General features: G+C 64.4%; 16 protein-coding genes. 6 read left to right on the forward strand and 10 right to left on the reverse strand.

The genetic code is table 11. The features are described from left to right. Positions 1-22 precede the first annotated feature (22 nt). Positions 23-382 (forward strand): DUF7455 domain-containing protein, encoded by a 360-nt coding sequence (locus ACHL_RS20690; RefSeq protein WP_139187327.1) that lies wholly within the window; start codon positions 23-25, stop codon positions 380-382. Between the two features lie 41 nt (positions 383-423). On the opposite strand, the gene ACHL_RS20695 is transcribed toward ACHL_RS20690, so the two are convergent. From ACHL_RS20695 to ACHL_RS20720, 6 genes are all read right to left on the reverse strand, one after another. Beyond that, on the reverse strand, positions 424-3,003 hold the full coding sequence (locus ACHL_RS20695) for a helix-turn-helix transcriptional regulator (protein ID WP_012623070.1): 2,580 nt from the start codon (positions 3,001-3,003) through the stop codon (positions 424-426). A gap of 209 nt (positions 3,004-3,212) precedes the next feature. Then, positions 3,213-3,575, reverse strand: coding sequence for a hypothetical protein (locus tag ACHL_RS20700; protein WP_012623071.1), 363 nt, complete (start codon positions 3,573-3,575; stop codon positions 3,213-3,215). Between the two features lie 96 nt (positions 3,576-3,671). Then, on the reverse strand, positions 3,672-4,280 hold the full coding sequence (locus tag ACHL_RS20705; RefSeq protein ID WP_244266591.1) for a hypothetical protein: 609 nt from the start codon (positions 4,278-4,280) through the stop codon (positions 3,672-3,674). Between the two features lie 334 nt (positions 4,281-4,614). Beyond that, positions 4,615-5,766, reverse strand: a complete 1,152-nt coding sequence (locus ACHL_RS23555) for a hypothetical protein (protein WP_012623073.1) — start codon at positions 5,764-5,766, stop codon at positions 4,615-4,617. A 111-nt stretch (positions 5,767-5,877) separates the two neighbouring features. Then, positions 5,878-7,311, reverse strand: a complete 1,434-nt coding sequence (locus tag ACHL_RS23560; RefSeq protein ID WP_012623074.1) for a P-loop NTPase — start codon at positions 7,309-7,311, stop codon at positions 5,878-5,880. Between the two features lie 433 nt (positions 7,312-7,744). After that, positions 7,745-8,074, reverse strand: coding sequence for a hypothetical protein (locus ACHL_RS20720; RefSeq protein WP_139187330.1), 330 nt, complete (start codon positions 8,072-8,074; stop codon positions 7,745-7,747). A 111-nt stretch (positions 8,075-8,185) separates the two neighbouring features. Between ACHL_RS20720 and ACHL_RS20725 the strand changes: the two genes are divergently transcribed. Then, positions 8,186-8,566 (forward strand): hypothetical protein, encoded by a 381-nt coding sequence (locus ACHL_RS20725; protein ID WP_043795021.1) that lies wholly within the window; start codon positions 8,186-8,188, stop codon positions 8,564-8,566. Positions 8,567-8,594: 28 nt separating this feature from the next. Here the strand turns inward: ACHL_RS20725 and ACHL_RS20730 are convergent, their stop codons facing one another. Both ACHL_RS20730 and ACHL_RS20735 read right to left on the reverse strand, forming a co-directional pair. Further along, positions 8,595-9,038 (reverse strand): hypothetical protein, encoded by a 444-nt coding sequence (locus tag ACHL_RS20730; RefSeq protein WP_012623077.1) that lies wholly within the window; start codon positions 9,036-9,038, stop codon positions 8,595-8,597. Between the two features lie 85 nt (positions 9,039-9,123). After that, the gene (locus ACHL_RS20735) at positions 9,124-9,354 is read right to left on the reverse strand and encodes a hypothetical protein (RefSeq protein ID WP_139187252.1); all 231 of its coding nucleotides are present in this window, start codon (positions 9,352-9,354) and stop codon (positions 9,124-9,126) included. 168 nt (positions 9,355-9,522) lie between these two features. Here ACHL_RS20735 and ACHL_RS20740 point away from each other — a divergent pair, with 168 nt between their 5' ends. The 4 genes from ACHL_RS20740 (at position 9,523) to ACHL_RS20755 (ending at position 11,126) form a co-directional block, all read left to right on the forward strand. Further along, positions 9,523-9,717, forward strand: a complete 195-nt coding sequence (locus ACHL_RS20740) for a hypothetical protein (RefSeq protein WP_012623079.1) — start codon at positions 9,523-9,525, stop codon at positions 9,715-9,717. A gap of 8 nt (positions 9,718-9,725) precedes the next feature. Then, positions 9,726-10,217: a DUF2306 domain-containing protein gene (locus ACHL_RS20745; RefSeq protein WP_012623080.1), complete on the forward strand. Its 492-nt coding sequence runs from the start codon at positions 9,726-9,728 to the stop codon at positions 10,215-10,217. Between the two features lie 62 nt (positions 10,218-10,279). Continuing rightward, positions 10,280-10,459, forward strand: a complete 180-nt coding sequence (locus ACHL_RS20750) for a hypothetical protein (protein ID WP_012623081.1) — start codon at positions 10,280-10,282, stop codon at positions 10,457-10,459. A gap of 154 nt (positions 10,460-10,613) precedes the next feature. After that, positions 10,614-11,126, forward strand: coding sequence for a DUF805 domain-containing protein (locus ACHL_RS20755; protein ID WP_043795173.1), 513 nt, complete (start codon positions 10,614-10,616; stop codon positions 11,124-11,126). Between the two features lie 64 nt (positions 11,127-11,190). Here ACHL_RS20755 and ACHL_RS20760 read toward each other — a convergent pair whose 3' ends face one another. Both ACHL_RS20760 and ACHL_RS20765 read right to left on the reverse strand, forming a co-directional pair. After that, positions 11,191-11,598: a hypothetical protein gene (locus ACHL_RS20760; protein WP_012623083.1), complete on the reverse strand. Its 408-nt coding sequence runs from the start codon at positions 11,596-11,598 to the stop codon at positions 11,191-11,193. 67 nt (positions 11,599-11,665) lie between these two features. Continuing rightward, positions 11,666-12,961 carry an AAA family ATPase gene (locus ACHL_RS20765; RefSeq protein ID WP_139187332.1) on the reverse strand — a complete coding sequence of 432 codons (1,296 nt, stop codon included), beginning with the start codon at positions 12,959-12,961 and terminating at the stop codon, positions 11,666-11,668. Positions 12,962-12,984 lie beyond the last annotated feature (23 nt).

Genomic DNA, 12,984 nt, shown 5'->3' on the forward strand with positions numbered 1-12,984 from the left:
TCCTGCCGCACACATGCACTCCATGACTACTGATACCTTGACGAAGCCGCTGACCAGGCTGGCCGTGGAACTGAACACACACCTGGAAACCCAGGCTCCCGAACGGACGCTGAGCCTCCTTGACCGGTGCGACCGCTGCAGCCAGCTTGCGCAGTCATCCTTCGTCTTCAAGATCGAGGCCTGTGCCGAGGGAAGCGGCCGTACTGAGACCGACGTCCTGCTGTGCGGCCACCACGCCCGCATTCACCTGCCCGCGCTGCTTGCCAAGACTCCCGTCTCCTACTGGATCGAACCTCAGGAGCTGCTGAGTATCCGGGGAGTGAAGGTGCAGGCGGCCAGTGACGCCAAGGCCGGTGACGGGCTCACCGACGCCTCCCGCTAAAGGAAGCCCGCGCACGACACAACCGGGAAGCCCTGACCGTCCTAGTCCTCCAGCAGCCGCTGGCGGCGGGCAATGGTCAGGGCTTCTTCCATGGAGTGGGCCGCCAGCTTTTTGAGGATTGACCGCCGCTGGGATTTGACCGTGTTGACTGACACGTTCAGCGCGGCAGCCACATCGTTCGCTGCCTTGTGCCTCGCGAAGGCGTTCAGGACCACCAACTCCCGTGGCGTCAAGGACGCTGTCTCCCCTCGGGGCGGAACGACCCCGCGCGGTACAGGGACGTCCGGGTGTTCTTCCTGGACGTAGGGGAAAAGGGCGTCCAGGTCTTCCTGGGCCATCAGCGCACCGGTCATCGTCAGCCCGTTTTGGGCCATCAGGGTGGCGGCCGCGTGTGAATTGTCCTTGGCCGCTGAAGGGTCATCGAGCCGTTGGAAGGCGGCGGCCCGGAGCAGCAGCCGGTGCGTTTCCTGCCGCGGTTCGAGCCCTTCAAAGCCGGTGAGCTGCAGCGTCTTCGAGGGATCACCCAGGTGCAGAGCGATCCTCGCCCTCATCAGGAGCACCCGCGGGTCGTTCCTGCCGTGTCTGAGCGCCGACGCAGCCTTTTGCGGCTGGCCGGCTATCAGGTGGAGCCCGGCCCGCAGCCCGTCCAGGTCGATATGCCCCGACGAGTTCAACGGCGCCTTGTGGGCCTGCCGGATTCTCGCCTCCAAGGTGGCGGGCCCGGTGATGACCTCCGTCCGGTGCAGGTCCAGCAGGACGCGGAACGTGACAATATGCGGCCAGAACTCCGAGACCTGCATCTCATCGTTGATGAGGTCCAAGTATCCGGCAGCTTCCGTATAGCTCTGGCGGTCCATGGCTTCCCGGACCTGGGCCAAACGGTACGTCGTCGCCCAGTACCCGTCCAGCATTCCGGGCGGCCAGCTGGCGGAATTCAGCCAGGCCAGGTGGACCCGTGCTTCTGTGGTTTTGCCGGCCAGTCCCAACGCGTACGCCAGCAACCCTGTCGTGAGGTATATCGATGGCATGGAGCGGACGCGCCGGCTGGCATCCAAGGCTTTGGCCAGGAGGTCCGCTGCCAAACTGAACTGCTGGTCATGCAGGTAGGCGATGGCCGCTTGGTCGTAGAGGGTGGGTTCAAGCGCTGCAAGCTGCTCTTTGAGCGCGTACGGGCTCTCTTCGAACGCTTCAACCGAGCGCTTGGCGAGCTTCAGCGCCGGTTCCAGTTTGCCGGCGAAGCGCAGCGCGGTGCTCTCCAGCACGAGCATCCAGATCCGCTGACCGGGATCCATCGACATCTTGTAAATCGCAGCGCAGGCAACAGCTGAACCGAAGTATTCCAGGGCCTTGACCCTCCCGGCATATGTGGCGTTGTGGCACAGCGCCAGGGCCATGATCAGCGCGGGATGCTTCCGCAGTCGGGAAAGCGGCACTGGCTCCAGGATTCCCAGGATGGCCTGCGCCTGGGAGACGAGCAAGGTGATGTGATGATCGCAGGCAATCCGGGACGCGAGGTCAAGGTCACCGATGATCACGGCTTGCCGGAGGGCATTGATTGCGTTGCCCATGCTCAGGTCATCGTCGATGACAATCCTGGTCAGACTGTCTATATCCCTGGGGTCAAGGCATTTGAGGGACTTCTGGAGAAGCGCCCGAACCGCCGGGGTGTATTCGAACCTTCGATGGTCACCGGTCTGGAACCACATTCCAAGACCCTGGTCTTCCAGACTGTCCAGCAGGTCGACGATCTTGCCGCTGCCTGTGAGCCGCTCCGCCAGGGCGGGAGTGAAGGACTCCGGGATGCAGGTGCGGACCATGAAGTCCTTCGTGGTGTGCCCCAGCGCGGATTGAGCCAGGGACGCCTGCAGGAAGTCGGAGACTGCAGTTTGGACAGACGCGCGGATACTCCCGGCCCCGGACTGGCCGTAGACGCTCATCGTGGCACGTGTCAGCAGCGGATTGCCCTCGGTCGCGGCGTGCAGCTCGGTTGGGTCCATCGGCAGCTTCCGCATGAGGAGCAGATCCTGGGTCTCATCGAGATTCAGCTGGAAGGGGGCACCGCCAACAACTGCCGTGTCGAGGGAACGTCCCACCGACGGTGACTCGAGGAAGGAGCGGCCGCGTGAGGCGACGACGGCTTTGAGCTGTCGACACTGTTTCAGGACCCAGACCATGTCCTCTAAGAGCTCCTGGCTGTGAACCAGTTCGATCCTGTCGATGACGACGATTGTTTCAGGGATGTAGGGAGCGAACCGGCGGAGGACAGTGCGGATCTCCGCGCCGGCCATGAGCGCGTCAGCGCATTCAATGACGCGCGGGCGCAGGGCTTCGTCAACCCGGAGGGAAGTGCCGAGGATGATTTCGCGCCAGAAGGCTGTCCGGTCCGTGTACCGCTCGTCGAGGGAAATCCAGGAGATGTAGCCGGGCGTTGCCCCAGACGCGGCCCACTCCGCAAGGGCCACTGTCTTACCGGCACCCGCCGGCGCCCGGACGACGACGAGATCGTGGTGCATGAGGAGGTCGGCGATCAGTTCCGTGAGGCGCGGGCGGGAGACCACCGTCCGCGGAACTCGCGGCAAGCCGAGTACCGGCGATACCGGTGCCTCAGCGGATGACATCATATGGCGAGTCCCCCTCGGGCTGTCCGGAAGGGGCCCACCCATGCCCCCGCGGATTGGCGTAGTCCTGCCCACATTACATGCCACGCACGACAGAACAATGAAGCGCGTTTCGTCCCGACTTCTGCGTCTTTTGCTGTGCTCACCTGCGGAAACGCTGATGCACGCCATTGGCGGAGTCCGGGAATTGGCGGCTGCTCCGGAACCCCCGTTTATGGATGGGCGGCGACCCAGTCTGCCAGGGTCGGGAAGACCGGAGAATCCAGCTGCAGATCTTCCCGGCTGTAGAGGCCCATTCGCTCTCCAATGCGCATCATCTGATTGGCCTTTCCTTCCAGCTCCATGGTGATCATTGCCCCGGCGCAGTGCTTGGATGTCTCCGTGATCTCAGGTCCGCCGTCGTCCGTGTCATAGGAAATCGTCTTGTGGCAGTGGAAGGATGCGTCGGCTTCCAGGGAGTCCGCGATGTCCTGGGCACGCTCGCGGCTGAGGAACGGAAGCCTGTCACTGCGGAACGGGCAGTTGCTGCAGGGGCGTTTCAGGGCGAAAGGACGGAAGGCTGGTTCGTGGCTCATGGGATGAATGTGTGCGGAGAACGGGCGATCCGGATACGACAGCGGGACCCCGCCTTGCGCCACTGTGCGAAGCAGGGTCCCGCTGTCGTATCCGGGCTACAGGCCGTCAGGGAATGTGAACGAAGCCGGCATCGGATCCGGTGCCGTGCCGCTGTACAGCACCACCTGGTCGTGGGCTTTCAGGACGACGTCGGTGATCTTTCCGTCGTGCTTGCTGCCGTTGACGGTAGCGGTCCAGCCGTCGGTGCTCGAGTGCGCTGAGCCCGCTGTCTTGTCGGTGCCGTCCAGGACGCCCCACTCGGTGAGGAACTGACCGAGGGTGTAGGTGTCGCCCGCGGTGGGCGCCTCGACGTGGATGATTCCTGACTCGTCGTGGCTGTGCAGCGCAGAGATGCCGGTGGGTGTGCCGGCAGGGTTGTGTTCAAAGCCGATGTCAGCCGGGACGATCACCGCCTTGCCGTCCACGAAGACGTCCAGGTGGGCGTGGAAGTGTTCAGCGTGTCCTTCGGCCTTCAGTACGCTCAGCCCTGCTGCCTCGATCCGTTCGGCGCCGCCCTTCAGGTTCAGCTCCCAGCCGGTGGCGGTGTTTGGAGCCTCGGACTCGGCTGAACCCGGGGCAGGCTCGGCGGCCGCGGGGGAGCACGCCGAGGCGGCAAGGGCGATGCTCGCCAGGGACAGCGCGAGGGCGATTCGTTGCTTCAACACAGAACTGCTTTCGTTTGAGTGACAGATGACCACTGTCATGTGTGCGGCGGCCAGAGCCCGCTTCACCACCCTAGAGGCCGGGAAGAGGCGGCGGCCCGTCGAGGAGAGATGACTCATCTGGCGCCGGAGTCAGAGGAAAAGGCACGACGGGCGGCTCGCCCATCGCTACGAGCAGCTCGTTGATCGAGATCTGCCCTTCCAGTTCACCGTCCGGCCCCAAACACATAGCAAAACGATAGGCGAATGCCGTCTCGCGGCAGGGGGGACACGCTGCCCCGGCACTCGTCGGCCCAGATGCGGGCAGTCGCACAGGGCGGCACCTGACGTTCCGGGGTTACGGCGTGGCGAGCTGTACGGTCAAGTGCTGCCCGCCGGCGTCGTCGGGCCCGGCCACGAGTGTCAGCCAGACGCCGTTGCCGTCCTGGGCGGGAACATTGAAGCGGGCCGAGACCCTGTCGGGCTCCTCCTGGACGGCAGCTGCGGCTGCGGCGATGATCCGGTAGTACGAGTCGGTCTCCTGCTCGGTCTGCTCTTCGTTGTCAGGGTCAGGGGCGGCGGCCACTGTGGCCTCCCGGGCCTCCCGGGTGATGGCCAGCGGGCAGGTGAAAGGGCCTTCATCGGTGTAGTAGCTGAGGTCCTCGAGTTCACCACTGTCCAAAGCGGACTGCCGTGCCTCGCCCGGGAAGGCTTCGGGGTCGACCGTGTATTCGGAGGGTTGCAGCTGGGGCCGGGCTGGTGGTTCCGGGTCGACGAACGCAGAAAGGGGCCGATCGCCAAAGGGCTCAAACCAGGAGTTGAAGCCAAGGTTGATCGTGTCCACGTGTGACATCCGCAGGAGCGCTTCCCGGCGGCCGACGCTGGTGATGTCATACAGGAACTCGTAGTCCGCGTCCTCGACGAGGGCGTCAAAAACGTAGCTTCCCCAGCCACGTTCAACGTCAACGTCCACCTCATCCAGGTAGGCGTCCGTCACGCCAACGAGACATCGAACGGCCAACTCCTGGGCGACACAGGACGGTGGTGTCCATTTGCCGGCCAGCTTGGTGGTCATGTCCGCTGCCACGACCAGGAATCTCCGGACGAAGTACGAGTCGTATTCCTGGGCGAAAGCAGGCGGGAGCCCGTGCAGCACCTCGGATTCATTTTCGATGAAGTCCTGAACGTCACCGCCGGCTGCTTCGAGATCGCCGAGTTCACAGAGGTCATCGAACAGTCCTTCCAGGAGCCGTGCACATCCTCGCCACAGCGCCCCGGCGACTAGTTGGGCTTGGCGGCGGTCCGCTTCACGCCGGGGCTCGTTGCCCGCGTAGCGTTCGTCCCAGTCCTCGTCCTCGTCGTAGAAGCAGTTGCCGATGGCGACCGGCAGCGGCCTGGGCCTTCCGCCGTAGAAGCCAAGACGCTCCAGCGGCAGTGCCCTCAGGTTGGCGCCGTCGGCAATGAGTGCCTGCTCGATTGCTGCCGTCTCATCCGGGGCGAACAGTTCCATGGAGGCTCCTAACGGGGCGGGACAGGTAACTCTTCAACCTAGCGCCCGGCGGCCACCGCTGTCTGCGGCACATGTGCAGTGTTGGGGACTTGTTGTTGTCGGGCAGCCCCTCTACCCCCTCAGGGTCGCCTCGAGCTCAGGTTCAACAGTCATGGCTACCGTGATGGTGCGGCTGGTGACTGCTTCAAGGTCTTCCGGCTCAGGGCTGCATACCTCTGCAGCGTCAGCGACTGCGGCGAATTCGGGGCTGGCGCCCAGGGTGTCCGGGTCGGCGCCGAACGGCAGCGATCCCAGATACTTGGGCGCGTAGCGGTTCCGCCAGCCGTTGTGGAACTCCAGGCCGGCGGTGAAGGCGATGGTGTCCGCCTCCTCGCCGAAGATCCGCAGCTCAACGGTTTCTCCTCGGGGTGTTGTGACAGTGCGGCGGGACAGGTTTTCGACGACGCCGAGGATGGGGACGTTGTGTCCCTGCAGGAACATTCCGGCGCGGCGGCAGTCGGCGTGGGAGAGATCCGAGCCGGTGGTGACCAGGACGGCGCCGTCGGGGCGGGCGTACTTCATGACGGCGCGTTCAACGTCGCCGGTGCCAGGCGGCAAATCGAAGACGATGGTGTCGATACCGGTCAGGTCCAGGCGTGCGCCGAGGAACAGCAGGAAACCCTCCACAGCCGTGCCGCGCCAGGTGACAGGGGAGGTCGGTGTGAGGAACTGGGACAGGGAGATTGCGCGGGTGCCGTCGGCCAGGGTGGAGGGAATGATCCTGGCGTCTTGCGTCATGGCCAGCGGGCCGAGTTCAAGCAGGTGCCCCAGCGACGGGCCGTGGAAGTCCAGGTCAATGGCGAGCACGTTCCTGCCGCGGGCGGTGAGTGCTTTGGCCAACGCCGCCGCGACGGTGGTCTTGCCGACTCCGCCCTTGCCGGAGGCGACAGCGATGGAAGTGTCGACGTCGAAGAGCTTCGTGGTTGCTGGCATGGGTGCCTCCAGATACGTGATGGTTTCCAGCAGGGCCGTCAGAGCAGCCTGCGGGGAGTTGATGGTGCCGGCGTTTTTGAACCGCGCGGGCCAGGGAACCTCGAAGCCGGCAGCGCGCAGGACGTCGCGCTGGTCGGTGGTCAGGGCCACGTTGCCGCCCTTGGTCTCCATGCCGCCACCGTAGGTCAGGGCAGATGCGAGAAGGGTGACATCGTCCCCGTTCCACCAGCGCACGGCACGGTCGGCAAGGGATTCACCGTGGCCGGTCAGCAGCCGTGCCGTCGTCATGGCGATATTCCCGCCACACTCGCGGTACTGGTGCATGACTTCCAGGGCCGGAGTGAGGACGTTCCAGCTGCTGCGCTGCAGCTCAGGGTTTGGCATGGGCTTGGTGGCGGCTACCGCGCGGAAGGCCGCCTGCAGCTCCGGCGCCAGCGATGCCAGCGGCGGCAGGGCCCTGGCCGTTGCCGGCCGTTCCGTGGACCTGAGCCCGAAGTCCAGGTAGCTGTAAATGTCGCCGGCCAGCTGGGCAATGCGCGTCGGCTCCAGGGTGACTCCGAAGACGGCGAGCATGGCGGAGAATTCCTCGGGATGTCGGTGTCGCGGAGCAGGGTCTCGATGCGGTCATCATGGTGGGCGGGGGCTGAGATGTTGGTCAGGTTCAGCACGCCAGGCTGGTGGGGGAAGATGCTGTCCGAGTAGAGGCCCTGCGCGGTGAAGGCGTCGTAGCGCAGCTTGTGCGGCTGCGGGCCCGGGGAGGGCGTCGTGTTCATCCAGCCGGTGTTGGCAACAACATGGTCGCCAATTTGCGCGAGGCGGAATCCGCCGGTGGTCATCTCGTCCCAGTTGGAGGCGAATCCTCCCAGCAGGACCCACGTCTCGGGTGGCAGAGGCTCAGGAGCCCCGGTTGCCTCACAGGCGGCAGCGGTGTGCCCGGACTCAGGTCCGGTCCAGGCGGTTCCGCACAAGTCGCACGCCCATTTGATGGTGGAGTGGTCGGTGGGCATTAGAAGGGCTGCTGACGGTAGGCGCGGACGTCTCCGGCCAGGGCGATGATCTCGGCCTGGATGGAGGCGAGGGAGCCGTCGGTCAGGGCTGCCGGGCTGTTCAGGGCCTGGAACAGTGCCACCCACAGCGGATTCAGTTCTGAGCCTTCCCTGAGCAGATCAACCCCGGTGGCGTCCTCGACGAAAGCCCTCCAGTCGGCGATCACAGTGTTCTTGTCGGCGTAGCCGAACTTCCCGAAGTCTTCAGGCGTCGCTTCGAACTCCTCCCCGCTTTCGAGGCGGACAATCATCGTGGCCTTTACCGGGCGCTCATATGTAGGGGTCGTCATAGCAGCCATGTGTGCGGAAACGGCAGCCAGGCTCACCAATCAGGCAGCGCCGGCCTGCGGCCTCTCCGTTTCCAGGGCAGCTCCATGGGGACCGCCGTACACATGAAGCACATGAACATCACTGAACTGAAGGAACGGATCGCAGCCGACCCCGAAGCCCGCTTCGCTATCTCCCTGGACCGCCTCGCCTACGCCAAGGACAACCACCGGCTGGGCTCAGACCTGGTCCGGACCTTTGTGCGCACGGTGGACCGCGCCCAGCTGACCGGACAGCTGGCACACGACGTGGCAACGCTCCGCGGCGGGATGCAGGCCATCACAGGACGCAAGGAGGTCCTGGGCCGCCGCTACAGCCAACTGGCTGTTGCTGTTCGTGATGCAGGCGGGTCCCTGTTCGACTTCGAATCCGATGCCTGGGCGCGTGAAGTGACTGCACGGATTGGAGCCGCCGACGAGGACCTCGCGCGCCGGATCGCAGAAAGGTCCGCCTGACGATCCGACCTGTCCGGACCGGTTCCCGTTACCTGAGGCCGGCGGCGCTAAGTAGCGTAGGTAGGTGAAGAGTGCGCTGCAACGGTGAGGGCTTCCATCCGAGGACCTCCTGGAAGAATCCGCCCTTGTCCGCACGGGTATCGTTCCACGCCTTGTCCTGCACCGGCAGCGTAAGCCAGTTGAGCCGCTCTCCGGTCACAGCATGTTCAGGCCACCGGTAGAAGCTCAGGAAGTCCTCGTCCTCACCTGTGAACGGTGCAGATTCTGAAACGCTGGAGACCATCCAGCTGATCTTGACGTTCTCCTCGTCGCCCATCTTCTTCAGCCACATGCTCATCAGCTCCTGCGCCGAAATTTCGGACTGGTAGTAGTCGTCGGTGATACTTTCCCAGTTCACCCACCACTCCAGCTCAAGACTGTGAATACCGCGGTCCTCGCCGCGGCGGTCAACGATCTTCCAGCTGTTCTCCATAGGTGTCCTCCACTGATGGGTCCTGCCGGCCAATCACCGGGCCCTGCCACAATATCGGTTCGAGGGCGGGTGCGCCGCGCAATCCTTAGCGGACGGACGCCGGAGGCAGGACGGTGTACTGCGCCTTGTCCTCGGGGATGAACATGCGCCGCGGCGTCGCGCCGCCGAAGATGATCCAGACCATGGTCCCGTCCTCGCTGAGGTCATCCACAATGCCCGTACCCAGGTTCTCGGAGCCGACGCGGACCCGAACTTCCTGGCCGCGCAGCAGCGCGCTTCCGTCAACGGTTAGTTCGGTCATCTCAGAGGTGCTCACGGTGATTTCTTCCAGTCGTCGGATTGTCGTCCCTTCAGCCTAGGGTCCTGACATGACACGCTGGTGAACGACGCCTTAGCAGGCGTGGCGGCGCCGGCGGCAGCCGCTGCCGCACACATCATCAACGTGGAAGCAGACGCTTCCCCTTGAATCCTGAGAGGACCCGTCATGCCCGCACTGAAAAGCCGCCACGGCCACACGATTGTCTCCGAACCCGCCCCGACACGGGGACGGCTTGCCGGAGCCGGCGCCGCCGGCATCCACGCGAACCAGAACACCCGCCACCACAAGGTCGGCAAGACGAGCAGGGTCAGCACCCGCAACGCCCAGCTCCGTGCCGTACTCCGCCACGAGTACAGCTAGGAGCCCGCGTGACTGACACACCCCTGATCGTTGTTCACGCGGTGGCGGCCGGCTATGCTCTGCTGTTCGGTGCCTTCCAGCTGCTGCGCAGGACCAGGGGAGGCGCCCTGCACAGGATTATCGGCCGGGTCTGGGTCGCTGCCATCTACGTCGTCGTCCTGACCTCTTTCGGGATCCGGACACTCAACGGCGGATTCTCCTGGCTACACGGACTGTCCATCCTGACCTTCATCACGGTGACCGTCGGGCTCGCTGCGGCCATGAAGCGGAACATTCCGCCCCACAAGTCGTTTATGCTCGGCAGCTACTTCGGGGTTTTGGGCGCGTTCATCGGCGTCATCGCCGTCCCGGAGCGTCGCATCCCGCAGATGGCACTCCACGACCTGCCCCTGTTGTCGCTTTGGGTGGCAGCGCTGGTACTGACTGCCGGTTTCGCTATCACCGGAACGGCGGGTCTCGTTTCCCGGAAGCCGGAAAACGCCCGCACCCATATCATCTGACATTCCCCAACCGGGGAGCCTCGCCGGTGACGAGCGTGTGAAGTGCCGCACACATCAACGGCATGAGAACCCGTAAAGCACTCCAGATCCTGATCCTCGCTTCCGCACTTGCCATCGGCATCAGCCAGCCGGTCTTCAATGGACTGTCGCTGCTGGCGCTCCTGGCGCTTCCGACCGTGTTCCTCCTCCAGCCCAGCGCCCTGCTCCGCTTCCGCAGGCCGGTCCTCCGCATCGTCAAATAGTCTCCAAACAAAGGGCGGCACCTTGGGCCGCCTCTTTTGTGTGCCCGCTATCGCTTGGAGGAAATTTCAAGTAACTAGCCCTCTGAGCAGGGACTTTGTCCTGAAGCGGTCGTACGATGAGCGCGTCACTTCACTCTTACTAATGGGGGAAACCTTGAGTCAGCCGCAGTACCCATCCCAACAGCCCTACCCTTCGCAGCAGCCGTATCCGCAGCAGCAACAGTCCTGGCAGGGCGAACCGCCGCTGTGGGCCCCGTACTACGGCGCGCCGTTCCCGGTGGCCGTCAAGCGGTTCTTCAAGAAGTACGCCACGTTCTCGGGCAGGGCCAGTCGCAGCGAATACTGGTGGTGGACGCTTGCGTCCGTCTTTATCAGCATCGTCCTGAACTTCATCATCAGCGCCGGATCAACCACCTCGAGCCTCACCGGAACGGCGACCGCAGGACCCGGATCCGTTTTCGGCACCGTCTTGCTCGTCATCTGGGGTTTGGCGACGATCGTTCCGTCACTGGCGCTGACCGTCCGCCGCCTCCATGACGGCAACTTCAGTGGTTGGTTGCTGCTCCTCATTCTGGTGCCGTTCCTGGGCGCACTCGCGCTGCTTGTACTCACCGTCCTGCCGTCCAACCCGGCCGGGCAGCGCTTTGACCAGCCCACAGGCCACTGACCACATTGCTGGACACAGAAGCCCCGCTGTCATCGACGGCGGGGCTTCCTGCTTCCGGACTGCTCTAGCCGAGGAGCGGCTCCCACATGGCACGCATGGTGTCCGCGCGTTCAGCCAGCCAGGCGCGGACCGCGGGTTCATCCTCCTCGGTCACTTTGACCTCGACGGACTGGTTGTACGGCTTGCCCTGCATGATGAAGAACAGGGACAGCCGGTGATGCTCCTCCGGGAACAAGTCCGGGTCAGTGAGATGCAGAGCATCCCAGTCCCAGCGGAACAGACAGTTCATGTCCGGGTCCCCGCTGTAGAGCAAGGTGCCGGTCTGTTTCAGCCTTGGCCCTGACCGGTCGTACTCGACCGGCCGGGAGAACTCGGCCCAGGACTCGTAGCGGGAGTGCAGGCCACGTTCGTAGAAGTTGCCGTACTCGCAGCGGTACGGATGCTCGATCTCCCAGAGATGCTTGGTTGTCATGTGCTGAATGTGTGCGGAAGCAGAGAACCCCGTGCCCGCAATCAGCAGACAGAGGGTCCTTCCGTTACTAGGCGCCTTCGGTCAGTGCGATCCGGACGCGGCGGCCGAGCTTGGCTTCTTCCTGGTCGATGTCGGGGTCCATCAGCGCTTCTTCCCAACCGTCCGAGAAGACCCATGTCAGGTGGGTCATGTGGCGTGAGGCCATGACGCACAGGCGGCCGGGGGAGAGCTGGTGGGAGCCTGCAGAGGTGTAGCCGATGAAGGGGTCCATGGCGACTACGGCGTGCCACTGTCCGCCCTGCATCTTGTCGGCCGTGCCGACGTAGATGCCTTCGGCCTTCAAGGACCGCAGGATTGCGGTGATGCCCGAGGCCTGGGCGTTGTGGGCGACGACAATGGCGATGTCCGAGGCGACAAGCTTGCGGGTGAACGGCTGGTCGTCCTCATCGAACTCGACCAGCTCCACACCGATCAAACCGGCACTGTACTTGGCGACCTCAACGAGCGTGTCCAGGTGGTCAAACGTCGGTGCCGGGTCCACCCTGAACGGCACTATCTCGGACACCCGGTCGCCATCCGCGTCGGTCAGGTACCTGTCGGGCCGGGAGGACGTGAAGGGGAAGTCGTACAGCGGTGCGATGGCATTGACGGTTTCCTGGCCCAGCCGGTAAGTGGTGTCCAGGGAGTGGATCTCGGCGTTGGCCATCCGGGCGAACACCTCAGGTGCCCGCATGTGCGGAGCCGTTTCGCGGCCACGGAAGGCGGACACGTCGGCGGTCACTACCGGACCGATCTGTCCGGGGTCACCAACCATGAGGATCTGCTGGGCTTCGTCGGAGGCGTTGGAGACGTCAGCGAACGTCGCCTGGTAGGCCTCGTCGATGATCATCAGGTCGCAGGCCGGGCGGTTGGTCGTCTTGCAGGACGCAATGGTGCGGACCACAGGAATGTTCCGTCCGCCGGTGTGGGCGCCGCCCTTGGAAACGCCGATGGGCGGTTCCATGTTCGTCACGGAGAGGGCGACCTGCGGGTTGCCGTCCCGGTCCGGGCCCAGCTCCGCGGCGATCCGCTCGGCAATGTCGTAGGCCGCGCGGCGGGTGGCGCACGCGACGATGATCTTCAGGTTGGACCGTTCTCGGAAGTAGGCCACCGCCTGGGCTACCAGAGTGGTCTTGCCTGCGCCCGGAGGGGAGTCAACGATCGTGATCGGGGCACCGGACCAAACGCTGTAAAGCGCCTTTGCGAGGGTGGAGCCCACGATAAGGGTGCGTCCGTCGTCTGCGGGTTCAGCCGGGGCTTGTTCCGGAGCATCAAGCACGGGCGTGATGCCAAGGTCTGCGAGGTCAATTCCGAGGGATGTCATGCACCTCATGTGTACGGAGCAGG

It is taken from the genome of Pseudarthrobacter chlorophenolicus A6, assembly GCF_000022025.1.
GTDB classification, from domain to species: Bacteria; Actinomycetota; Actinomycetes; order Actinomycetales; family Micrococcaceae; genus Arthrobacter; species Arthrobacter chlorophenolicus.

What these genes read in the sequence shown, in the direction of transcription:
- ACHL_RS20690 (WP_139187327.1), top strand. Translation starts at nt 23, where the DNA reads ATGACTACTGATACCTTGACGAAGCCGCTGACCAGGCTGGCCGTGGAA.
- ACHL_RS20695 (WP_012623070.1), bottom strand. Translation starts at nt 3,003, where the DNA reads ATGATGTCATCCGCTGAGGCACCGGTATCGCCGGTACTCGGCTTGCCG.
- ACHL_RS20700 (WP_012623071.1), bottom strand. Translation starts at nt 3,575, where the DNA reads ATGAGCCACGAACCAGCCTTCCGTCCTTTCGCCCTGAAACGCCCCTGC.
- ACHL_RS23555 (WP_012623073.1), bottom strand. Translation starts at nt 5,766, where the DNA reads ATGGAACTGTTCGCCCCGGATGAGACGGCAGCAATCGAGCAGGCACTC.
- ACHL_RS23560 (WP_012623074.1), bottom strand. Translation starts at nt 7,311, where the DNA reads ATGCTCGCCGTCTTCGGAGTCACCCTGGAGCCGACGCGCATTGCCCAG.
- ACHL_RS20720 (WP_139187330.1), bottom strand. Translation starts at nt 8,074, where the DNA reads ATGACGACCCCTACATATGAGCGCCCGGTAAAGGCCACGATGATTGTC.
- ACHL_RS20725 (WP_043795021.1), top strand. Translation starts at nt 8,186, where the DNA reads ATGAACATCACTGAACTGAAGGAACGGATCGCAGCCGACCCCGAAGCC.
- ACHL_RS20730 (WP_012623077.1), bottom strand. Translation starts at nt 9,038, where the DNA reads ATGGAGAACAGCTGGAAGATCGTTGACCGCCGCGGCGAGGACCGCGGT.
- ACHL_RS20740 (WP_012623079.1), top strand. Translation starts at nt 9,523, where the DNA reads ATGCCCGCACTGAAAAGCCGCCACGGCCACACGATTGTCTCCGAACCC.
- ACHL_RS20750 (WP_012623081.1), top strand. Translation starts at nt 10,280, where the DNA reads ATGAGAACCCGTAAAGCACTCCAGATCCTGATCCTCGCTTCCGCACTT.
- ACHL_RS20760 (WP_012623083.1), bottom strand. Translation starts at nt 11,598, where the DNA reads ATGACAACCAAGCATCTCTGGGAGATCGAGCATCCGTACCGCTGCGAG.
- ACHL_RS20765 (WP_139187332.1), bottom strand. Translation starts at nt 12,961, where the DNA reads ATGACATCCCTCGGAATTGACCTCGCAGACCTTGGCATCACGCCCGTG.